Annotated in this window: 18 protein-coding genes and 1 pseudogene; 14 read left to right on the forward strand and 5 right to left on the reverse strand. The window is 60.2% G+C overall.

Annotated features, from left to right (window positions below; genetic code table 11):
* The first annotated feature begins 5 nt into the window (after window positions 1–5).
* From sucB to CLAC_RS07975, 6 genes and pseudogenes are all read left to right on the forward strand, one after another.
* Window positions 6–2,030: a 2-oxoglutarate dehydrogenase, E2 component, dihydrolipoamide succinyltransferase gene (gene sucB, locus CLAC_RS07950; RefSeq protein WP_053412451.1), complete on the forward strand. Its 2,025-nt coding sequence runs from the start codon at window positions 6–8 to the stop codon at window positions 2,028–2,030.
* A 285-nt stretch (window positions 2,031–2,315) separates the two neighbouring features.
* Window positions 2,316–3,941 (forward strand): inorganic phosphate transporter, encoded by a 1,626-nt coding sequence (locus CLAC_RS07955; RefSeq protein ID WP_053412452.1) that lies wholly within the window; start codon window positions 2,316–2,318, stop codon window positions 3,939–3,941.
* A gap of 169 nt (window positions 3,942–4,110) precedes the next feature.
* Window positions 4,111–4,851, forward strand: a pseudogene (gene lipB / locus CLAC_RS07960) (lipoyl(octanoyl) transferase LipB); the annotation flags it as partial.
* A 145-nt stretch (window positions 4,852–4,996) separates the two neighbouring features.
* Entirely contained in the window at window positions 4,997–6,049 is a 1,053-nt protein-coding gene (gene lipA, locus CLAC_RS07965) for a lipoyl synthase (RefSeq protein ID WP_053412453.1), read from the forward strand.
* Window positions 6,050–6,136: 87 nt separating this feature from the next.
* Window positions 6,137–6,919, forward strand: a complete 783-nt coding sequence (locus CLAC_RS07970) for a DUF4191 domain-containing protein (protein WP_053412454.1) — start codon at window positions 6,137–6,139, stop codon at window positions 6,917–6,919.
* A gap of 62 nt (window positions 6,920–6,981) precedes the next feature.
* Window positions 6,982–8,601, forward strand: a complete 1,620-nt coding sequence (locus tag CLAC_RS07975) for an aspartate:alanine exchanger family transporter (protein WP_211255349.1) — start codon at window positions 6,982–6,984, stop codon at window positions 8,599–8,601.
* 11 nt (window positions 8,602–8,612) lie between these two features.
* Here CLAC_RS07975 and CLAC_RS07980 read toward each other — a convergent pair whose 3' ends face one another.
* Window positions 8,613–9,131, reverse strand: coding sequence for an RDD family protein (locus CLAC_RS07980; RefSeq protein ID WP_053412456.1), 519 nt, complete (start codon window positions 9,129–9,131; stop codon window positions 8,613–8,615).
* 545 nt (window positions 9,132–9,676) lie between these two features.
* Here CLAC_RS07980 and glnA point away from each other — a divergent pair.
* Both glnA and CLAC_RS07990 read left to right on the forward strand, forming a co-directional pair.
* Window positions 9,677–11,113, forward strand: a complete 1,437-nt coding sequence (glnA, locus tag CLAC_RS07985) for a type I glutamate--ammonia ligase (RefSeq protein ID WP_053412457.1) — start codon at window positions 9,677–9,679, stop codon at window positions 11,111–11,113.
* Window positions 11,114–11,520: 407 nt separating this feature from the next.
* Window positions 11,521–13,134: an MFS transporter gene (locus CLAC_RS07990; RefSeq protein WP_245621841.1), complete on the forward strand. Its 1,614-nt coding sequence runs from the start codon at window positions 11,521–11,523 to the stop codon at window positions 13,132–13,134.
* 72 nt (window positions 13,135–13,206) lie between these two features.
* Here CLAC_RS07990 and CLAC_RS13165 read toward each other — a convergent pair whose 3' ends face one another.
* The gene (locus CLAC_RS13165) at window positions 13,207–13,425 is read right to left on the reverse strand and encodes a GNAT family N-acetyltransferase (protein ID WP_169750335.1); all 219 of its coding nucleotides are present in this window, start codon (window positions 13,423–13,425) and stop codon (window positions 13,207–13,209) included.
* Complete coding sequence (locus CLAC_RS07995; RefSeq protein WP_053412459.1) at window positions 13,413–13,733, reverse strand: hypothetical protein; 321 nt, start codon at window positions 13,731–13,733, stop codon at window positions 13,413–13,415. Before CLAC_RS07995 ends, CLAC_RS13165 begins: the two co-directional genes overlap by 13 nt.
* A 116-nt stretch (window positions 13,734–13,849) precedes the next feature.
* Between CLAC_RS07995 and CLAC_RS08000 the strand changes: the two genes are divergently transcribed.
* From CLAC_RS08000 to CLAC_RS08015, 4 genes are all read left to right on the forward strand, one after another.
* Window positions 13,850–14,206: a DoxX family protein gene (locus tag CLAC_RS08000; RefSeq protein WP_053412460.1), complete on the forward strand. Its 357-nt coding sequence runs from the start codon at window positions 13,850–13,852 to the stop codon at window positions 14,204–14,206.
* Between the two features lie 135 nt (window positions 14,207–14,341).
* Complete coding sequence (locus CLAC_RS08005; protein WP_053412461.1) at window positions 14,342–14,641, forward strand: PspC domain-containing protein; 300 nt, start codon at window positions 14,342–14,344, stop codon at window positions 14,639–14,641.
* 195 nt (window positions 14,642–14,836) lie between these two features.
* Window positions 14,837–15,466 (forward strand): LGFP repeat-containing protein, encoded by a 630-nt coding sequence (locus CLAC_RS08010; RefSeq protein ID WP_053412462.1) that lies wholly within the window; start codon window positions 14,837–14,839, stop codon window positions 15,464–15,466.
* A gap of 243 nt (window positions 15,467–15,709) precedes the next feature.
* A complete protein-coding gene (locus CLAC_RS08015) occupies window positions 15,710–17,305 on the forward strand; it encodes an N-6 DNA methylase (RefSeq protein ID WP_053412463.1) in 1,596 nt (531 codons plus the stop codon).
* Between the two features lie 12 nt (window positions 17,306–17,317).
* Here CLAC_RS08015 and CLAC_RS08020 read toward each other — a convergent pair whose 3' ends face one another.
* Both CLAC_RS08020 and CLAC_RS08025 read right to left on the reverse strand, forming a co-directional pair.
* Window positions 17,318–17,923: a DNA-3-methyladenine glycosylase I gene (locus CLAC_RS08020; protein ID WP_211255350.1), complete on the reverse strand. Its 606-nt coding sequence runs from the start codon at window positions 17,921–17,923 to the stop codon at window positions 17,318–17,320.
* A 46-nt stretch (window positions 17,924–17,969) separates the two neighbouring features.
* The gene (locus CLAC_RS08025; protein WP_053413358.1) at window positions 17,970–18,878 is read right to left on the reverse strand and encodes a 2-dehydropantoate 2-reductase; all 909 of its coding nucleotides are present in this window, start codon (window positions 18,876–18,878) and stop codon (window positions 17,970–17,972) included.
* A gap of 197 nt (window positions 18,879–19,075) precedes the next feature.
* On the opposite strand from CLAC_RS08025, the gene CLAC_RS08030 reads away from it, so the two are divergent.
* Window positions 19,076–19,423 carry a hypothetical protein gene (locus tag CLAC_RS08030; protein ID WP_053412465.1) on the forward strand — a complete coding sequence of 116 codons (348 nt, stop codon included), beginning with the start codon at window positions 19,076–19,078 and terminating at the stop codon, window positions 19,421–19,423.
* A gap of 195 nt (window positions 19,424–19,618) precedes the next feature.
* Window positions 19,619–21,700: a glucose PTS transporter subunit IIA gene (locus CLAC_RS08035; RefSeq protein WP_053412466.1), complete on the forward strand. Its 2,082-nt coding sequence runs from the start codon at window positions 19,619–19,621 to the stop codon at window positions 21,698–21,700.
* Window positions 21,701–21,722 lie beyond the last annotated feature (22 nt).

The following is a 21,722-nucleotide window of genomic DNA, read 5'->3' on the forward strand; positions in this document are numbered from 1 at the left end:
CAAACATGGCGACCTCTATTGAGATGCCCGAACTCGGTGAATCTGTAACCGAGGGCACAATCACCACTTGGCTGAAGAAGGTCGGCGACACCGTTGAGGTCGACGAGCCGTTGCTCGAGGTCTCCACCGACAAGGTCGACACCGAGATCCCGTCCCCGGTCGCCGGTGTTCTCACCGAGATCCTCTTCGAAGAAGATGACACCGTCGACGTAGGCGAGGTTATCGCGAAGGTTGGTGAACCGGGCGAGGCTGCGGAGTCCGGTGACGATGCAGCTGAAGAGGAAGCACCGGCCAAGGAAGAGGCGGCTCCAGCTAAGGAGGAGCCGAAGGAAGACAAGGCCCCGAAGAAGGCCGCTTCCGGTTCCGCCACCGATGTTGAGATGCCGGAGCTTGGCGAGTCCGTCACTGAAGGCACCATTACCACCTGGCTGAAGAAGGTCGGCGACACCGTCGAGGTCGATGAACCGCTGCTCGAGGTTTCCACCGACAAAGTCGACACCGAGATTCCGTCCCCGGTCGCCGGTACCCTCCTCGAGGTTCTCTACGACGAGGACGACACCGTAGACGTTGGCGAGGTCATCGCCCGCGTAGGCGATGCTGATGCAGCACCGGCAGCCGAGGAAGATTCCGAAAAGGAAGCTGCTGAGGAGCTTGCTGAGGAAAAGGAGCCGGAAGACGCCGGCACCGAGGCTGAAAAGCCCGCAGATGAGGGCGATGACGACGCAGAGACTGGCGACGCCACCGATGTTGAGATGCCGGAGCTTGGCGAGTCCGTCACTGAAGGCACCATTACCACCTGGCTGAAGAAGGTCGGCGACACCGTCGAGGTCGACGAGCCGTTGCTCGAGGTCTCCACCGACAAAGTCGACACCGAGATCCCGTCCCCGGTCGCCGGTACCCTCCTCGACGTTCTCTACGACGAGGACGACACCGTAGACGTTGGCGAGGTCATCGCCCGCGTGGGCAGCGGTAGCGCAAAGCCGAAGAAGAAGGCTGAGCCGAAGCCGGAGCCGAAGAAGGAAGCTCCAAAGGCCGAGGAGAAGAAGCCCGAGCCGAAGCCGGAGCCGAAGAAGGAAGCTCCAAAGGCCGAGGAGAAGTCCGCGAACGCTGACGTTCCGTACGTCACCCCACTGGTCCGCAAGCTGGCTGACAAGCACGGCGTCGACCTGACCAAGGTCGAGGGTTCTGGAATCGGCGGCCGCATCCGCAAGCAGGATGTTCTGCGCGCAGCTGAAGGTGGCCAGGAGGCTACTTCCTCCGCCGCAGGCTCCAACTGGTCGACCAAGGGTGTTCGCCCAGAGCTGGCTGAGCTCCGTGGCACCACTCAGCGGGTCAACCGCATCCGTGAGATCACCGCTTCGAAGACTCTGGAGTCCCTGCAGACCTCCGCTCAGCTCACCCAGGTCCACGAGGCCGACATGACCGAGGTCTGGGAGCTGCGCGCAGCTAAGAAGGAGGAGTTCCAGTCTAAGCACGGTGTGAAGCTCACCTTCCTGCCGTTCTTCGCTAAGGCAATTGTTGAGGCCCTGGTCAATCACCCGAACGTCAACGCTTCCTGGAACGACAAGACCAAGGAAATCACCTACCACGACAAGGTGAACTTGGGCATCGCCGTTGACACCGAGCGTGGCTTGCTCTCCCCGGTTATCCATAACGCTCAGGACATGTCCCTGCCGGAACTCGCCGCCGCGATTGTCGATATTGCCGACCGCGCACGCAACAACAAGCTCAAGCCGCAGGATCTGACCGGTGGTACCTTCACCATCACCAATATTGGCTCGGAGGGTGCGCTGAGCGATACCCCGATTCTGGTTCCGCCGCAGGCGGCCATGGTGGGCACCGGCGCTATTAAGAAGCGCCCGGTTGTCGTCACTGAAAATGGCGGGGACGCGATCGGTATCCGCGCAATGGTTTACCTGCCCATCACCTACGATCACCGCCTGGTCGATGGCGCAGACGCTGGTCGATTCATGACAACCGTCGTGGATCGTCTTCAGGTTGCTGATTTCGAGTCCGATCTGCAGCTGTAGGGCATCAGCTGGGTGCTGTTAGACGGCACCAGACACCAGAAACGGGCGCCTGCCGCATAGGCTCAACCGCCCCGGGGTGGCATCTCATGAGATGCCACCCCGGGGCGGTTTTCGCATTTGGCACTAAAACTTTCCAAATTCAACTAAATAAGTTAATCATTCGTTAACCTTGCGGCCACCTACTTAAGACCTTGCTGTTACCAACCTAAGAAAGCATTGTTACAACGAGCACTCTTCGGGTGTTTTTCATTTTTGCTTCCAGTATTTTGAACAGAAAGGCTGAGCATGTCCTCGGCTCCAGCGGGCACCACAAAAGCCACAGGTGCAGGCGATGCGAACCAGACTCGTGGCCAAGACAAGTGGTGGCACCTTTTCTTCGGCGGCCTACTCGCCATTAATCTTCTTCTCTTCGTTTTCTGGGCTTACGACTTCGTAGGCCCAGCAGCGAACACGACGATTCTGATTATTACAATCCTCTTCGCCGTGTTCATGGCCTTCAATATCGGCGGCAACGACGTCGCCAACTCTTTCGGCACGTCAGTCGGCGCCGGCACCCTGAGCATGAAGCAGGCCCTCGTAGTGGCCGCAGTGTTCGAGGTCTCTGGTGCAGTCCTCGCTGGCGGCGAGGTCACGGACACCGTCCGTTCGGGCATCGTCGACATCAGCGCAATTAGTGGGCTCAACCCACTGGAGTTTGCATTCATCATGATGGCGGCGCTTTTGGGCGCAGCCGTCTGGCTTCTTCTGGCGACCCGCATGGGCTGGCCTGTCTCCACGACGCACTCGATTGTCGGCGGTATCGTCGGCGCTGCTCTGACTGTCGGCTTCGTCACCGGCAAGGGCGGCTGGAGCATGGTGCAGTGGGGTCAGATTGGACAGATTGCAATCTCCTGGGTCCTCTCCCCTGTTCTGGGCGGCATCGCAGCCTTCTTCCTCTTCGGCGGAATCAAGAAGTCCATTCTCGTTTACAACGAAAATGCGGATCGCAAGCTGCAGGAGATCAAGCTGCAGAAGCACGAGCTCAAGGAAGCACACAAGGCCAGCTTCGAAGAGATGTCGGAGCACGACCAGATCGCTTACACCAATGCAATGCTGCGCGACGCAACGCTCATGCGCGAGGATGACTGGACTCCGGATGACCTGGAGTCCGAGTACTTCCGCAAGCTAGTTTCCATCGAGTCCAAGGCTGACGACGTCAACGCTCACCGCGCTCTCGAGACCTGGGTGCCAGGCCTTGCTGCCCTCGGCTCGATTGTCATTTCCGCGATGATGCTATTCAAGGGCCTGAAGAACCTCGATTTGGGTCTATCCAGCCTTGCCAACTACATGATTATGGGCATGGTCGCGACGGTAGTCTGGCTCGCGGTCTACATCTTCGCACGTACCTTGAAGCGCCACGAACTCGACCGTTCTACCTTCCTGCTGTTTAGCTGGATGCAGGTCTTCACCGCTGCGGCATTTGCCTTCTCGCACGGCTCGAACGATATCGCCAACGCGCTCGGCCCATTCGTCGCAATTTTGGATGTCCTCCGCACTAATGAGATCGCGTCTGAGTCCGCGGTCCCAATCGCGGTCATGATCACCATGGGCGTCGCCCTGGTTGCAGGCCTGTGGTTCATCGGCCGCTTCGTGATTAAGACCGTCGGCTCTGGACTGACCGAGATTCACCCGGCTTCCGGATTCTCCGCCGAGCTCTCCGCCGCCGCCGTGGTTATGGCTGCGTCGCTGCTGGGCCTGCCAGTCTCCTCCACGCACATCCTGATTGGTGCCGTGCTCGGCGTCGGCATTGTCAACCGCGCCGCTAACTGGAACCTGATGAAGCCAATCGGCATGGCCTGGGTCATCACCCTTCCGGCCGCCGCTGGCATCGCCGCTGTCACAGTCGCAGTCCTGCGTGCGATTTTCGGCTAGAACCCGCTTTCGCCCGCTTTACGACGACCACGCCCCCGCGTTTTCCTCCTACTGGAGGGCGCCCCGGGGGCGTTTTGCTATTTACCGGGATGGCCCCGCCTGCCAAGCTGACGTCACCCGGACCTGAATCAACCTCGAATCCGGGATGCAGCGTATCCTGTAAACCACCATGACTGCTCCACGTAAACCTTTTACTCGCGCGGACCAATCGATTCGGGTATCGGGCGGCGATATTGAACTTCGTCATCTCGGACTGGTCGACTATGAGGAGACCTGGCACCTGCAGGCAGACCTCGCCGCGCGCCGCGCTAAGGATGAGATTCCAGATCAGATTCTTGTTCTCGAGCATCCGAGCCTCTATACGGCGGGAAAGCGCACACAGCCTGAGGATCGGCCGACAAATGGTCTTCCAGTTGTCGATGTGGACCGCGGCGGCCGCATCACCTGGCACGGCCCCGGCCAGCTGGTTATGTACCCAATCATCAAGCTCGCCGAGCCCGTAGATGTCGTCGACTATGTGCGCCGCCTCGAGGAGGCGCTGATTCAGACCGTTCGCCGCACCGGGATTGCCAATGCCGGCCGCATCGATGGCCGGTCCGGGGTGTGGGTTCCGGCGTCGGCAGGCAGGGACGATCGCAAGATTGCGGCGCTCGGCATTAGGGTGACCCACGGGGTGACCATGCATGGCCTCAGCCTGAACTGCGATAACACCATGGAGTTCTATAACTACATCGTCCCATGTGGAATCGCGGATGCGGGAGTGACCACGCTCTCCGCGGAGTTAGGACGTGACATTCCGGTCGCTGATATGGTCGAGCCGCTGCTGGGCGACCTCCGAGATGCGCTTGAGGGACGCCTCACGGTCGCGGATCATTCCTTTGGCTCCGCACCGGACCCCACAAAAGGATTGCGCAGGCACACGGGTTCCAGCGGCGCCGATAAGGGCGTCGGAAGGCGTGCCGAACAGGACCAAGCCGGGCACGCGAGCGGTGTGAGACACGATGCCGCCACAGGAATTTTCGAGTACTCATCAACAAAGAAGTAGGGTTAGACACGTGACTGTTACACCAGAAGGACGCAAGCTGCTTCGGGTCGAGGCTCGAAATGCGCAAACCCCCATTGAGCACAAGCCACGGTGGATTCGTAACCAGGTCCGCCCGGGCCCCAGCTATAAGGACATGAAGAACCGCGTCTCCGGCGCCTCTTTGCACACCGTCTGCCAGGAGGCCGGCTGCCCAAATATTCATGAGTGCTGGGAGGACCGCGAAGCAACCTTCCTGATCGGCGGCGACAAGTGCACGCGCCGCTGTGACTTCTGCCAGATTACGTCGTCTAAGCCGGATGCCCTGGACAAGGACGAGCCGCGCCGAGTGGCGGAGTCGGTGCGCGAGATGGGCCTGCGCTACGCCACCATTACCGGCGTCGCGCGCGACGATCTGCCCGACGGCGCGTCCTGGCTATACGCCGAGACTTGCCGCCAGATTCACGAGTTAAACCCGAACACCGGCGTCGAGCTTTTGGTGGACGATTTTCGCGGCGACGAGGCCGCGGCCAAGCAGGTTTTTGACGCCAAGCCGGAGGTCTTCGCGCACAACCTCGAGACGGTGCCACGCATTTTCAAACGCATCCGCCCGGCGTTCCGCTACGAGCGCTCACTCGAGCTAATCACCCGCGCACGCGAGGCCGGTATGGTGACGAAGTCGAACCTGATCCTCGGCATGGGCGAGACCTATGACGAGATCATCTCCGCGATGGAGGATCTCCACGGCGCCGGCTGCGACATCATCACCGTGACGCAGTACCTGCGCCCCACTCCGATGCACCACCCGATCGACCGCTGGGTCAAGCCGGAGGAGTTTGTCGCACTGTCTAAGGCCGCCGAGGAAATGGGCTTCGCCGGCGTGATGGCGGGCCCGCTGGTGCGCTCTTCGTACCGCGCGGGCCGCCTCTACGCCCGCGCACTCGCCCACCGTGGCGAGGAGCTGCCGGCCCACCTGTCCGAGCTTGCCGACGAGGGCGGCGCCGACTCCCGCGCGATGCAGGAGGCTTCTACGCTGCTTGATCGCTACGGCGCCTCGGAGGACACCCCGGTGACCTCGGCGCGCTAATAGCGGGAAAGTTCCTTTCACTTATTCTGTCGGCATTGCCGGGGTTAATTGCCTAATTGCCTCGGCAATGTCCTAAAGTTGGTGACTATGGCGACCAACCCTGATCCGAAAGAAGTGAAGAAGGCGCAGCGCGCGGCAAAGCGCGCCCAGCGCAAGCAGACCCGCGGCCAGATGTGGCAGGCCTTTAAGCTTCAAAAATCCCGCGATAGCAAGCTTGTCCCGTACATGGCTCTGGGCTTTTTTGCCCCCATCGTGCTGCTGCTGATTATCGGCCTTGTCATTGGTGGCGCCTGGGCGTGGGTCCTGCCAATCATCGGTATCTCCCTCGGCATCATGGCGGCGATGTACATCTTCACCAAGCGCCTTGAAGCCTCCTTCTACTCGGAGGCCGAGGGGCAGGCCGGCGCGGCTGCTTGGGCTCTCGACAATATGCGCAGCGGTGTCGGCATGGTCTGGCACGTTAAGACTGGCGCACAGGCTAACCAGCACATGGATGCCGTGCACCGCGTCGTTGGCAACCCGGGCATCGTCCTGGTCGGCGAGGGCGATCAGCACCGAGTTCGCCAGTTGATCGGTCGCGAGAAGAAGGCCCTGTCCCGCATCGCGGGAGATACCCCGATTTACGACATGATCGCAGGCAGCGGCGAGGGCGAGGTTGCTGTCAAGAGCCTGCAGCGAGAGCTGATGCGCCTGCCGCGCAACCTGAACAAGGACCAGGCGAACGCTCTGAACGAGCGCCTGCAGTCGATGGATCGCATCCGCGATGCGCGCGCAAATATGCCGAAGGGACCGCTGCCGAAGGGCGCGAACGCCCAGGCTGGCATGAATCGTCGCGCTCGTCGGGCGGCCAACCGCAACAAGAATCACTAGCTAAACCCCATCTAAGTGGGCGCTTAATGAAGAATTGATTCAGTTGTGCCACGATGGAGGTCGTGGCAATACTGGCTGAAAATGAATTATTAGCGCTTCTGGTCATCATGTGTCTTGGCCTGGCCATCGGTCAGGTCAAGATTTTTGGCTTTAAGCTGGGCGTCGCAGCGGTGCTGTTCGTCGGCCTCGGGCTGGCGACAGTGGAGCCCAATATTCAGATTCCACCGCTAATTTACATCGTGGGTCTGGCCCTGTTCGTCTATACGATTGGACTTGAGGCCGGCCCAGAATTTTTTTCCTCCCTTAAATCCCGTGGGATTAAACACAACCTCTTCGGCATCGCTGTTCTGGTTGTCTTAACGGTCGAGGCCTTTCTCCTGGTCCGGTTCCTCCCCATCGACGGCGTTGAGGGTTCGGGCGCATTCACCGGTGCTTTGACCAACACCCCCGCAATGGCGGCAATCGTCGACGCGCTGCCGAGCCTTATTAAGGACGGCGAGCAGCTCGCATCGGTGAAGGACCTTCCCGTTATCGGCTACTCGCTGGCCTACCCCATTGGCGTGCTGGGAGTCATCGCCTCGATTGGCATCATGGCGAAGGTGTTCCGCGTCAATCACCAGCAGGAAGCAATCGATGCTGGCGTTGCAGCTCTGCCGCTGCACACCCGCGACATCAGGGTCACGAACCCCGAACTGCCCACCGCGACCGAGATCCCTTCCGCGTTCGGCTTGGACATCATCATCTCCCGCATCGAGTACAAGGGAAACCTGTACATCCCCTCGCCGGGTGACTCCGTATCTGTGGGCGATGTCGTATCCGTCGTCGGCACGGAGGAGGAAATTGCGCAGGCCGCGGAAAAGCTAGGCGAGCTCTTGCCAGGCGATCCGACCCATGATGGCCGACTCGAGTTCCGCCGCATCTTCGTCTCTGCATCCGACGTTTGCGGTGTTCCGCTATCAACGCTGCATACTCGCATGGGCGGCATGCTCATTACTCGCATCCGCCGCGGAGACCTCGATATGGTCGCCGAGCCAGATATGAGGCTGGAGCTGGGCGACCGCGTTCGCGTCGTCGCAAAGCCAGAGAAGATTGGCGAGGCTACGAAGTTCTTCGGAGACTCCTACAAGAAGCTTTCCGACGTGAACTTGCTCCCCCTCATCCTCGGCTTGACTCTCGGCGTTCTCGTCGGCCTGGTGAAGATTCCTCTTCCCGGCGGCAGCTCCTTGTCTCTGGGCTCCGCGGGTGGTCCGCTCGTCGTAGCCTTGATCCTCGGCGCCCTGGGCCGCACCGGCCCTCTCGTGTGGCCAATCCCCTACTCCGCAAACTTGGCGTTCCGAACTGTCGGCCTTGCGCTGTTCCTCGCAGGCATCGGCACGACTGCCGGCAAGGGCTTCCAGGCGGCACTGTCCGACCCCGCATCACTGACGGTGCTCGGCATCGCAGCAGTGATTGCATTCAGCTCCTCGCTGCTGACTCTGATCGTCGGACACAAGATGCTAAAGATTCCGTTCGGCCAGACTGCGGGCATTCTCGCCGGGTTGCAGACGCACCCCGCGGTCCTGTCCTATGTCAATGACCAAGCTAAAAACGAGCTCCCCGCCATGGGCTACACCACCGTGTATCCGATGGCGATGATCATGAAGATCATCCTGGCGCAGGTGCTCGTTGTGCTAGTCGTCTAACCCGATTTGATTTAGCCGAGAATCACGGCCGTGCCCGTCGCGCGGTCGTGCATTCCTCGCATATCGGAGTCGACGATCGCCGGAGGAAGCAGGAAGATTGTCAGAAGGCTCCGGACGAAAGCTCGGACGAATCCGACGCGCTTAGAAGGGTCGTCGATACGCGCGACGCCCATCTTCATCGCCCACTGCCCAGGCGTCCGCGCGAAAAGCCAGACGGACACCGTTCCCAGAACGAGGAAAATCACCGGGGTCAGAGTCGCCACAAACGACTGCCAGGCGATGAAAGAATCGCCGAACTGGTCCAACTGCGCCTGGCTCGGCTTGTAGAAGGGTGTGAATGCCACGGTCAAGAAAATGCAGATGACCCAGTCGATGAGAATTCCGCCGGAGCGGCGCAGCAGGGTCGCCTGTGATCCGGGGCCACTGGGAGTCAGCCCTAGCGCCTGACCGGGGTAATCGGATTCGTGGTCAGGATTATCGAATTCTCCGGGAACCTGAGGGCCGTCGAGCCAACTGTGCTTTTCTTCCATGTCCTAGCAGTGTAGTGCAGGCACAGCACCGACTGGGCAATGCGTTGCCATCAGCCTGCGAGCCATCAGCCTGCGAGGTTGGTTGCTCTATCTCATGGTCGAAACTGTGTAGGCCTGGGCAAAGTAATTTTGTAGTCGAATGAAGTTTACTCAACCACACGGATGAACCACGAGGTACATACGAGGACCTCTCGAGCCATTCACCCCTGGGGGTAGAATCGGGGGCAGTGCCGCCGGGAACACTTGCCGCAGTCACCACAACGCCGCAGAAAAGGGCGTCGGCAAGCGAATGACACTTATTTACGCAGCATAACGGAACATTCTTGCCAAACAGGTAAGACTCTCCCTAATTACGTATTTTGTTTTCCAATCCTGAAGCAATACGTCTATTAGCGACGTTGAAGCCAAACCAATTCCAGAATGGTTCCATATTTAGTTAAGCTAGTCAGCGTCAACCGGCCAGTCCTTGACAACGCGACAGGAGCGCAAACTTTGGCGCATTTACCCCTGTCGTGAACCAACAAGGCCAACTAAGGAGACCGCACATGTCCTTCAAAACTCCCGAGGAAGTAGTCGCGTTTATTAAGGAAGAGAACGTTGAGTTCGTCGATGTTCGCTTCACGGATGTACCCGGCATCGAGCAGCACTTCACCATCCCGGCATCCGCGTTCGATGAGGACGCAATGACCGAGGGCCTGGCGTTCGATGGTTCGTCCGTCCGCGGCTTCACCTCCATCGACGAGTCCGACATGGCACTGCTGCCCGACCTGGGCACCGCTCGTATCGATCCGTTCCGCAAGGCGAAAACCCTGAACGTCAAGTTCTTCGTCCACGACCCTTTCACCCTGGAGCCGTTTTCCCGCGACCCGCGCAACGTCGCAAAGAAGGCCGAGGAGTACCTGATCTCCACCGGCATCGCCGACACCTGCTTCTTCGGCGCAGAGGCCGAGTTCTACATCTTCGACAGCGTTAAGTTTGAGACCGATACCCACAAGGGCACCTACGAGCTCGACTCCGTCGAGGGCTGGTGGAACCGCGGTAAGGACGAGAACCCGGACGGCTCGACCAACCTGGGCTACAAGACCCGCCTGAAGGGCGGCTACTTCCCGGTCGCTCCGTACGATCACTACCAGGACCTCCGCGACGAGATGTGCCTGAAGCTTGCCGACGCCGGCTACGATCTCGAGCGCGCTCACCACGAGGTCGGCACCGGTGGCCAGCAGGAAATCAACTACAAGTTCAACACGATGCTGCACGCGGCTGATGATCTGCAGTCGTTCAAGTACATCATCAAGAACACCGCCTGGGAGCACGGCAAGTCCGTCACCTTTATGCCGAAGCCGCTGGCTGGCGACAACGGCTCGGGCATGCACGCCCACCAGTCTCTATGGAAGGACGGCAAGCCACTGTTCCACGACGAGTCCGGTTACGGCGGTCTCTCCGACATCGCCCGTTGGTACATCGGCGGCATCCTGCACCACGCAGGCGCTGTCCTGGCATTCACCAACCCGACCCTGAACTCTTACCACCGCCTGGTCAAGGGCTTCGAGGCTCCGATTAACCTAGTCTACTCGCAGCGCAACCGCTCCGCTGCCGTACGTATCCCGATTACCGGTTCCAACCCGAAGGCCAAGCGCATCGAGTTCCGCGCTCCGGACCCGTCGGGCAACCCGTACCTGGGCTTCGCCGCGATGATGATGGCCGGCCTGGACGGCATCAAGAACCGCATCGAGCCGCACGCTCCGGTCGATAAGGACCTCTACGAGCTCCCGCCGGAGGAGGCCGCTGAGATCCCGCAGGCACCGACCTCCCTGGAGGCCGCCCTGGAGGCCCTGAAGAACGACCACGAGTTCCTGCTCGAGGGCGACGTCTTTACCGAGGACCTCATCGAGACCTACATCAAGTTCAAGTACGAAAACGAGATCGAGCCGGTCCGACTGCGCCCGACCCCGCAGGAATTCGAGATGTACTACGACTGCTAGTCGCCTGCTAGCGGGCTCTTTCCGACAGCCCGCCTAGCGCGCAAAGCAGCCGCTCACCCCCGCCGTAAAAGCTTCCAATGCTTTACGACGGGGGTTCTTGCTGTTTATAGATGCCGTTTACACAGTGGAGATACGGCGGCGCAAGGTTCCGGCGTTGCCGGGATAGCGACTCTGCAGTGGGCGGGGCCGGGTGCGCGCGACTCCACTTGTTGGCGCGAGATCATGTTGTGGGTGCGCCATAGCTCGCCAACAACATGATCCCGTACACACTAGTGCAATCTGAGCAGAGCCGTGCCCGCACGCCCGCGCCCTCCTACCCCTCTTTTCGTAACTGCCCCGCAGCCTGAATCGGTTCCGCTGCAGTGCCGCTGGCCAGCGGGGCTACGGTTGGTTATATACGCAGTTAAATGCGCACAACCGCGCAGCTCTTGGAGGGAACCCTGATGCCTCGGACAGCCCAGACGGGCCACGAGAATCGCTGGAAAATCTTCGCCATCCTCATCTTTGGTGTGTCACTCATCGTGCTGGACACCACCATCGTCGCAGTGTCGCTGCCCACAATCATTCGCTCACTAAGCCTGAACCTAACCGAGGCCCAGTGGGTATCCTCCCTGTACTCGGTCGTATTCGCTGCTCTTTTGCTGATAATGGGCACTCTGGGCGACAAGTTTGGCCGCACCCGCATTTTCCGCGTTGGCCTGATAGTTTTCGCCGTAGCGTCAGCGCTGGCGGCCTTGTCCGCTTCTGCAGGCTTACTCATATTCGCCCGTGGACTCCAAGGCGTCGGTGGCGCAATGATTCTGCCTGCCACCCTCGCGACTATCAACGCGACCTTCCGCGACAAAGAACGCGCCACAGCCTTCGGCATTTGGGGCGCAGTCATGGCGTCGATGGCAGCGATCGGCCCGCTCCTGGGCGGTTGGCTGACCCAGACCTTCTCCTGGCACTGGATCTTCATCATCAACATTCCCATCGTCGCCGGCCTACTTCTCGCCGGCATTAAGGTGTTCCGCGGCTTCGAAGACCGCGGCGAAGTTGCGGGCTTCGACATCCCCGGCACGCTGCTGTCTGCCATCTCCCTGGGTTTCCTGGTCTATGGGCTTATCGAGGCCACGACATTCGGCTGGTGGACTCCGAAGGGAGAAACCAGCATCTTCGGCCTCTCACCGACCCCGTTCTACATCGCAGTGGGAATCCTTTTCGCGATTGCCTTCTTGGTGCTGGAGGGTTCCCGACTACGCAACGGCCGGCCTGTGCTTCTCGACCTCAAGCTGTTTCGTATCCCTTCCTTTAGCAACGGGAATGTCACAGCTTTGACGGTCGCGCTCGGCGAATTTTCCGCCCTCTTCGTTCTGCCCCTCTACCTAATCTCCGTTCTTGGGCTAGGGACTATCCAAGCCGGCTGGGTTCTGGCCACCATGTCGCTCGGCTCTTTCGTGTCGGGTGCCGCAGCCCGCCATGTGGCCGCCAAGTTCGGCCCTGCTCGGACTGTCATTATCGGACTCGTACTGGAAATCGCCGGCATCCTCGTAGCAGGCCTACTCATCGGCCCAGAGGCGTCGGCGTGGCTTCTCGCCGTTGTACTCGCTGTCTACGGCACCGGCGTCGGTTTCGCCTCAGCACAGCTCGCCTCTGTCGTACTCGCCGAAGTCCCCGTGGCCTCCTCCGGCATGGGCTCCGCGACGCAGTCCACCGCGCGTCAGTTGGGCTCCGCGCTCGGCGTCGCCGTCGCAGGCACGGTGTTGGCCACCTCGCTTACCTCCCAGCTTCCCGACGCCCTTGCCACCGCACATGTGCCCGATGCAGCGATTGACGGGCTAACCAGCGCAACTGCGGATTCCGCCGGATCTGCGATTCCGGCGTTGACCGAAAGGTTTGGCCCAGGTATCGGCGGTGTTTTGAGTAACGCTTTCGCCGATGCCACATCCATGGTCCTGTACTTCTCAGCTGGTGTACTTGTAATTGGGCTGCTCTCGGCGTTTAGGTTGTCAATACAGAAGAAGGCAACTGCCGACGTATAATTTAGCTCGCGATTCGCTTTGGACGAGTACGCCCCTGACAAATACCGTGTACGTCGAATCACCGAAGTCATATTACGAAAACGCGCGGAAGCCGGATTTTCTGTGCAAGGACATCGAGGCAAAATTTTTGTTATCCACCAGGGACACCAATTCGTGCGAGCCCCGGTGGCGGGCGATGTCGTCAAGCTCGTCGAAAAGCATACGGGCGAGCCCCTGCCCCCTTCGCGCGGTCGGCGACAGCCACAGGCCTATAGCTGAGGAGACGGTCCGGGTCGAGCTCAGAGCTGACACGGATCGTGCGGGCGAGGCCGGCGAGCTGATGGTCGACGGTTTCGTCGGTCGGGACGGGGCGAAAAAGAGACTGCGAGGATTGCCTCAGCTGCATCGGAGTCCGCCTCCCTGTCTACACCCACCACCGCTCCGAATCCAATGCGGAAGCGCTCCTCAATGGCGCGGAGGCTCATCTCTCCCTGAACGAATCCCTGCGAGGTCCGCTCTTGAGAGTCCAGGCCGGGGCGTTCGGCTTCCTCGAGGAGGGAGGAGATAGCGGGGGAATCGTCGATTGTCGAGAGGCGAAAGAAATAGTTTGAGTTGGTCATGGTTAAGTCGCTTTCTAAATATTGGCACCTAAGCAGGTTTTGTTGTTGTGTCATCGCTTTATGCTCTCTCAAGATCGCACTGCAAAACGCGGCCCCTCGGGCGTAAGGTGAGCGACATGCTCAAACCCCACCACCGTCTAATCGCACTCTTTACAGGAGCCGGAGTTCTACACTTTGCCAAGCCGGAACCCTTCGACACCCTAATCCCTCCCCGGCTGCCGGGAACCGCAAGGCAGTGGACCTACGGCAGCGGCGTAGCGGAATTAGCAACGGCCGCGCTCCTTGCAAACCCGCGGACGCGACGAGCTGGCGGACTCGCAACCGCAGCGCTCATGAGCGCCGTGTGGCCTGGAAACATCTACATGACCTACCTGTGGCGAAAAAAGCCGTGGTACATGCAGGCAATCAGCTACGGCCGCCTACCCCTCCAGCTGCCGCTAATCGCGGCTGGATGGAAAATCTGGAAATCCTAAGCCGGCGCTCCACTCCCGCAAGGAAAACAAGGAAAAGAGTGCGCCTCCTGCCCCACAAGTAGAAGCACCCCCCCCCGCCAGAACAGTCCAACACAGGACCTGACCGCAAAAAGTTAAAGGAAGAGATTTACCCGAATGAGCGACAAGAGTGCCGAATACAGAAACGAGGGAAAGCTGCTCCGCTCCCGCAACAATCGAATGATCGCTGGAGTACTCGCCGGGCTCGCGGAGAACCAGGGGTGGAACGTCGGATTCACCCGTACCACTTTCGTGGTTCTCCCCTTTCTCGCCTCAATGATGCGATGGGAGATTGGCGCCGGTTTTATCGCAATCTACTTACTCGCCTGGTTCTTAATTCCCAATGCGGATTACGCGCTCGACGACAATCCAAATGACCAAAAAATCATAAGTAATCGAAAAGATACACATTCGTGATTTATGCAAAAGCGACCTGGACTTATTCACAAAATCGCAGGTCAAAAAGAGTAACAATTCCTCGGTTTTTGCATCTGAATCACTAAACTGAACTTGCGTCAGCGGTGAATTTTCCTACTCTGTGAAGCGACAACAAAGTGCTACAAAGCAACCCATTAATGCTTTAGAGCGATTCTCACCAGAAAGATTTTTAGAGTGCAGAACAAGAAGATGACCCGTGTAGCAACCGCAATCGTTGGCTCCGTCGCCCTGCTGGGTGGCCTCGCAGCATGTTCCTCCGACGACGTTCAGAACGCCAAGGATCAGGCCGGCCAGGTTGCTACTGATGCCAAGGACAAGGCGGGACAGGCAGGAGACAAGGCTGGCGAGGCAATGAATGGCGCGAAGGACAAGGCTGGCGAGGCAATGAATGGCGCCAAGGATGCCATGGGCAAGGTCGGCCTGGGCCTGGGCGACAGCGCTGGCGAGGATGTCGCAGAGGCCGATGTCCCGTCCACCATTTCGGACGCGGCAGGTTCCTTCACCGCAGCCGATGGCACCGACGCCGGCGCCTTCGTGGCGGCCAAGAAGGTCGGCGACGCAGTCGCAGCTGAGTACGAAAACGTTACTTTCGTCGAGTCCCCCGAGACCAACGGCGCACAGCCGCTGATCGGCAAGATTCGTGAGACCTGGGTCAACGGCGGCGGTCTGGAAAACAAGATTGGCCTGCCCACCGCTCCGGAGCAGGCAATTGAAAACGGCTGGGAGCAGACCTTCACCAAGGACACCATGAAGTGGACCTCTGAGGACGGCCAGGAGTACTCCGACTCCTACAACAACCAGTAGGTTGCCTTTTCGCTAGCCCACCGGCTAGCCAATCCCAAGCGCGCACGACCGAGCCCCGGTCCTGCGCGCTTTTGCGTTTTCACCCCAAGTCTTTTTCCGCGTCAAGTCCGTAGTGCAGTCAGCGGCAAGGTAACCTTGGACGATGGCGCCCCGATTGCCTGGCCCGGGGGCCAGCGCAGGTATACGCGAACTGGCCAGGCCAGCTAGTCGAGGAAACTAGCCTAGGAAATCGAAGGAAAACTGTTGGCCAGGTCGTCTTTTAAGCCGTCAAGGGTCAGCAGAATCGTCTCTCTTCTCGCCGTCAACGCTGCCGAGGAGGAAACCAGCGCCGCCGAGATTTGGCTGCGCGCCGTGACATCGCTCTGCGAGGCCAAACGCCCGGATCTCGGAGGCGCTTTCAGGGCAGTAACCGGTTCCACTCCCCTTCCGGGGAATCCCCTCGAGCTTCTTGGGATTGCCGAAATTGGCATGGTCTACGAGGCCCTGCTCGCCACCACCGATCCGACCTCTCGCCGCTCCAACGGCCAGTACTTCACCCCGGACGATGCCGCAACCTTCATGGCCTCGCAGGCACGGAATTTCCCCAGAGCATCTCGATGGCTCGACCCCTGCTGCGGCGTTGGCAACCTGGCCTGGCATCTCTGCGCTGCTGTGCCGGATTCAGATTCGCTGCTGCATGAGCGACTCACACTGGTCGACAAGGATCAGACGGCCCTCACCACTGCTGTGTGTGTCCTCGCTGCCGAGTTCAGTGCGGCAGGCGACTCAGCCGCCGTCACCGCACTATGGCAGCGCAGCCGCGTCGGAAACTTTCTCGATCTCGCCCACGAACTCGATGTCGATTTTGCGATAGTCAACCCCCCTTACGCCAAATGCGACAAGGACTTGTCCTTCCGCACCTACAAGTCCGCCGACTCCTACGCGTACTTCCTCGAGCGTCTTTCCGAAAACACCGACGGTTTCATCGCGATTACTCCCGGATCGTTTTTGACCGCTCGAAAGTACTCCGCCCTGCGTATTCTTCTCCGCGAGACTTACGGACACGGCGAGGTATTCGTATTCGACAACGTACCCGACACAATTTTCCGCGGATTCAAATTCGGTTCGACCAACACATCAAATACGAATTTTGTGCGTGCAACCGTCACCGTCACTCAGAAGTCCGCCCCCTTTGCAAGCGGCTCCAACAGGGCCAGCCGCGCCTCCTCCATATCCCGCGTCGGTTGGCTTATCACCCCCATTCTCCGGTGGAAGAGCACCCACCGCAGCGAACTGTTCGCCCGCGCCAGCAGCCTGCTCACCCCGCTGAGGCTCGGCCCAGGCGGCGAGTGGATGAAGGTCATGCCTGAAACCGCCTCGCTTTACGACGCTCTGGTCGCCCTGCCCACCACACTCGCCGATCTGCGCTCCCGCCACCCTACGCCTTTCAAGCTGGAGATTGCATCGACTCCACGTTATTTCACATCCGCGACTATGCGCGGGCTCGAGCGGGCTAGTAAGCACGTCATCTATTTCAAAGACGAGCAGTCCTATCTTCGCGCGTATCTTTTGCTCAATTCATCGCTGCTGTACTGGTGGTGGCGCTGCATGGACGGCGGCATAACGTTGACGGTAGCGACATTCAAGGCTCTTCCCGTGCCGGAATTTCCGATCGACGCGGGACTAGTCCGAAGCCTCCAGAAGTCCGAGAACGAAAATCTTGTCACGAAGCTAAACGCGGGCAAGGTCAACGAAAACGTCAAGCACCCGAGCGACCTCGTCAAACGCCTCGACGCGCATATCCTGGGCGGCGATGCCCCCGACTTCTCAAGGGTGTTTTCGCCGAACCTCTTCGCCTAGGACGACGTTGTCCTAGTCCCAGATTCCGGATGCCCCACGACGGTGCGCACCGATGATGTTGGTGTCGACGATTCCGACTGCCTCCATCAGGGCAAATACGGTCGTTGGGCCGACGAACGTGAACCCGGCCTTCTTAAGCGCCTTCGCCAGTGCCTCTGACTCCTCCGACGTACTGGGCACCTCGTCGACGCATTTTGGCTCCGGAGTTCGCTCCGGCCGATACGACCAAATCAGCTCGGCCAGCCCACCGCTGCCTCGCAGCTCAACGGTCGCGCGTGCGTTATTGATGACCGACTCTATTTTGCGGCGATTTCGGATGATTTCGGCGTTGCCCATCAATCGTTCCACTTCGGGCTGGCCGAACGCAGCGACTGTATCCGGGTCAAAGCCGGCAAAGGCTTGTCGAAACGCCGGGCGCTTGCGAAGCACGGTCGCCCATGACAAACCAGCCTGGAATCCTTCCAAGCTAAGCCGCTCGAACAGCCCCTGTTCGTCTCGGACGGGCATCCCCCATTCGGTGTCGTAATACTCGCGGAGCAGACCGTCGTGAGCTGCCCACTCCGGGCGCGCGAGTCCGTCCTCACCTACGATGAGTCCTCGTTGATCTGAAATTGCCATGCTATCCCCCATTTTTCATTCAATTCCGCGATTGCTTCCAAGCTGCCTAGCGCCGACTGGATCTTCCCTCCAGCGCCAGGTGAACCAGGTCCAACATCGGAGTTTCCACACCGACTGCCTGCCCCATGCGGCGGATCGCACCAATCTGAGCATCGAGTTCATTGGTCAGGCCCGCCGCAAAATCCCGCTGCATCGACGATGTGTTATCCGGGCCTTGCGCATCTGTAAACGCCAAGGTCTGCTCGACAATGTCCTCCGGCAACGCGACACCGTGGGCTCGGGCGACTGCCGCGGTCTCCTCGAACATTCGGGTCAAGCTGCTGCGCATCTGTTCCCTCAGATAGCCAATTGGGCTGTCCGCAAGCACCCCGAGAGCTCCGAAATTTGCCACGAACATGGCCTTGGTCCACACGTCCACCCAGATGTCCGGCAGGTGCTCTCCGCCCAGGCCTGCGCGGCCTAGGGCGTCAATCATGTCATCGACGATCCTGCTCGGGCGGCCATCGAAAGTGCCGATATTGAGGCTTTTCGGCCCAGGGCGGAACTCCACCTCCGCGGGCCCCGTATGGATGAAGAAGCCGCGGATGATGCCCGGGTAGACGTTGTCCCGTCCGTAGCGCTCGGCGGCCAGGTACGGGATCTCCACGGAGTTGTGGGTCGTGATAAGCGCGGCCCCGTCCGGCACTGACGGGAACGGGTCGGCACCTGGCAGAGCCTTCGTCGCAGCGATAACGACGTCGATGGCGGCGTCGTCGGCAAGCTCTTCCCAGGTTTCGGCGGCGCGCACGGGGATGACCTCACGGCGGCCGTGCTCGTCGGTGAGGGTAAGCCCAACCTCGCGGAGCCTGCGCAAGGTCTCACCCCTAGCGAGAAAGACCACGTCAGAGCCTGCCTGTGCCAGTCGCCCGCCGAACCAACCTCCGACGGCGCCCGCCCCGATAATTCCGATTCTCATGGTCGCCATGTTACGTCGGTGCCGAAGTGACATTTGCGGATTCATGACTTCCATTCACAACCCGGGAAATGAATTCACAGCTGGCCCCGGAGAACCTATCTTTCCCTACTACGAACTGGTATCCTTCGGCGCCTAGTTCGCTGAGATCCTCGCTCTTTCCGAGACCTCGGATAGGCGCCCACGCGTAATCGCCGTCGATGGCAGCGGCTGCATCCGCCCCCTCCCTCACCCCGCTTTACGACGCCACGGTCTTCGTCCAATCCGATCTTGCGAAAGCTAAGGCCAGAGGTGTTGAGTGGGACGTCGAACTGGGAGTCAATGGCGGCCGCGAGGAGGCGGAAGCCTTCTTGGACTCGTGGGCGAGCGAAGAAAGTTCGTTCATGGAAAAGACTCGCCCCTGGCACGATGCCGACTTCGTTGTGGTGGGACACGCGCCGAGCGAGCTACCCGAGGGCATGGTCACAATCGACGGAAGGTGCCAACGCTTCCTCGACCAGCTGGGCGACGAGTGCTTGGTGGTCGCGACAATCGACGAAGAAATGTGATTAATTCCACTCACATGTTTCCTTGTCGGGTTTTATCACCCAGCGTTAAGCTGGCACTAACAGATATCAACCCAGGGTTGTTACTCGTATGAGGCAAGACCTGAGGCCACTGCAGTTTTGCGGTGCCCTCGGGTCTTTTTTGTTTTTCCGGCCTCACTCGACCAGCGGCTCTACCTACTGCGAAAGAAGGACACGATGGGATCATCAAAAGATTCCAGCGCGAGGGCAATTATTGAAAACCTCGGCGGTCCGGAGAACATCTCCAGCCTGACTCACTGCGCCACCCGCCTGCGCTTCGAGTTGGGGGACGTAGCCAAGATCAACGAAGACAAGATTGACAAGGTTCCCGGCGTGCTGGGTGTCGTTCACCAGGGCGATAACCGCTACCAGGTGATCTGCGGCGGTGGCGTCGAGTCGATGTACACCGCAATCAAGCACCTGCCCGAGATGCAGGGCGCGGGCGTTGCCACCAAGTCCAACGCGGACGTCAAGGCCGAGGCCCGCTCGAAGGCGCGCGGCAAGTACTCGTGGCTGGATAATTTCTTCGAGTACCTGTCGGACTCCTTCCGCCCGATTCTGGGCGTGCTGCTGGGCGCATCCCTCATCATCGCCATCGCGGCGGTCCTCGACGGCCTGAAGATCGTCGACTTCCGCGCCGACGACAAGTCCGCCACCTGGGTCTTCGTCGATGCAATGTGGCGCAGTGTCTTCTACTTCCTGCCGATCATGGTCGCCTACAACGCAGCAAAGAAGCTGCGCGTCGACCCGTGGCTGGGCGCCGCCGTCATGGGTGCGCTGATGACACCCGAATTCATGAGCTTGAAGGACACCGATCGCTTCGCCGACACGGTCAAGACCGTCAACGAGACGCTGGGCACCGAGTCCTTCACCGCCAACGTATTCGGCTTCGCGATGCAGCACAACGACTACGGCGGACAGGTCTTCGTCCCACTGATTATGGTCGCCATCCTGGCGCTGGTCTACCACGGTCTGAAGAAAATCTTCCCGGAGAATGTGCAGATGGTCTTCGTGCCGTTCATATCCATGCTAATCATGATCCCGCTGACCGCTTTCATCGTCGGCCCGCTGGGCGTCTGGCTCGGTACCGGTATCGGCTCCGGCCTGGCATGGATGAACTCCAACGCACCGTTCGTCTTCGCAATCCTGATTCCGATGCTCTACCCGTTCCTGGTTCCGCTGGGCCTGCACTGGCCACTCAACGCCCTGATGCTGGTCAACATCCAGACCCTGGGCTACGACTTCATCCAGGGCCCGATGGGTGCATGGAACTTCGCCTGCTTTGGCGCCACCGCCGGTGTCCTGGTTCTGTCCCTGCGTGACCGCGACGTCCAGATGCGCCAGACCGCGACGGGCGCCCTGGCAGCCGGCCTCTTCGGTGGCATCTCCGAGCCTTCCCTCTACGGTATCCACCTGCGCTTCAAGAGGGTCTACCCGCGCATGCTGCTGGGCTGCTTCGCCGGCGGCCTGACCATCGCAATCCTGTCCGCTCCGTACGGCGGTGTGAAGACCAACGCATTCGTCTTCACCTCCTTGATCACCACCGTCGTATTCAAGCCGATCTGGGTCTACCTGATCTCCATCGCAGTGGCGTTCTTCGTCGCGATGTTCGCCATCATCCTCACCGACTACCGCACCCCAGAAGAGAAGGCTGAGGCCGAGGCCGCTCGCGCCGCCGCACAGGCTGACGCCGACGCGGAGGCCGCCGAGGAAGCACCGCTTGCCGACGATTCCCCGGTTGCTCCCGCCACTGCCACCACCACGGGCGCAGGTTCCGCGGCGGGTGTGGCCACTGCGGTTGCCACCAAGGTTGAGGTCGCCGCTCCGGTTGCTGGCGAAGTCATCAGCCTGGACGCCGCCGGCGACAAGGTCTTCGCCTCCCGCGCCCTCGGCGAGGGCGTCGGCATCAAGCCGACCGAGTCTCGCATCGTCGCGCCTGTGTCCGGCACCCTGATGACGGTAGCCAAGACCGGTCACGCCTTCGGAATCAAGACCGACGACGACGTCGAGGTCCTGGTACACGTCGGCATCGACACCGTGAAGATGGCCGGCGAGGGCTTCGAGGTGAAGGTCGAGAAGAAGCAACGTGTTAACGCCGGTGACCTCCTCGCTGAGGTCGACTTCGACAAGATTGTCGGTGCCGGCTACCCAACCACGACCATCATGACCGTCACCAACACCAAGAAGTTGGCGAGCGTCGAGCCGAAGATCGGCTCCACGGTCCGCGCCGGCGACGCGGTTATCGAAGTTAGGCCATAATCGGGTTTACGTGTCGCTGCCC

This window comes from Corynebacterium lactis RW2-5 (genome assembly GCF_001274895.1).
In the GTDB taxonomy this organism is placed as follows: domain Bacteria; phylum Actinomycetota; class Actinomycetes; order Mycobacteriales; family Mycobacteriaceae; genus Corynebacterium; species Corynebacterium lactis.

Bases quoted from the DNA above. Each gene is read 5' to 3' on its own strand.
- CLAC_RS08005 (WP_053412461.1), top strand. From the start codon at position 14,342: ATGAGCGACAAGAGTGCCGAATACAGAAACGAGGGAAAGCTGCTCCGC.
- CLAC_RS07970 (WP_053412454.1), top strand. From the start codon at position 6,137: ATGGCGACCAACCCTGATCCGAAAGAAGTGAAGAAGGCGCAGCGCGCG.
- CLAC_RS08030 (WP_053412465.1), top strand. From the start codon at position 19,076: ATGGCAGCGGCTGCATCCGCCCCCTCCCTCACCCCGCTTTACGACGCC.
- CLAC_RS08020 (WP_211255350.1), bottom strand. From the start codon at position 17,923: ATGGCAATTTCAGATCAACGAGGACTCATCGTAGGTGAGGACGGACTC.
- CLAC_RS07980 (WP_053412456.1), bottom strand. From the start codon at position 9,131: ATGGAAGAAAAGCACAGTTGGCTCGACGGCCCTCAGGTTCCCGGAGAA.
- CLAC_RS08035 (WP_053412466.1), top strand. From the start codon at position 19,619: ATGGGATCATCAAAAGATTCCAGCGCGAGGGCAATTATTGAAAACCTC.
- CLAC_RS07955 (WP_053412452.1), top strand. From the start codon at position 2,316: ATGTCCTCGGCTCCAGCGGGCACCACAAAAGCCACAGGTGCAGGCGAT.
- CLAC_RS07995 (WP_053412459.1), bottom strand. From the start codon at position 13,733: ATGACCAACTCAAACTATTTCTTTCGCCTCTCGACAATCGACGATTCC.
- glnA (WP_053412457.1), top strand. From the start codon at position 9,677: ATGTCCTTCAAAACTCCCGAGGAAGTAGTCGCGTTTATTAAGGAAGAG.
- CLAC_RS08025 (WP_053413358.1), bottom strand. From the start codon at position 18,878: ATGAGAATCGGAATTATCGGGGCGGGCGCCGTCGGAGGTTGGTTCGGC.
- CLAC_RS08000 (WP_053412460.1), top strand. From the start codon at position 13,850: ATGCTCAAACCCCACCACCGTCTAATCGCACTCTTTACAGGAGCCGGA.
- CLAC_RS07990 (WP_245621841.1), top strand. From the start codon at position 11,521: ATGCGCACAACCGCGCAGCTCTTGGAGGGAACCCTGATGCCTCGGACA.
- sucB (WP_053412451.1), top strand. From the start codon at position 6: ATGGCGACCTCTATTGAGATGCCCGAACTCGGTGAATCTGTAACCGAG.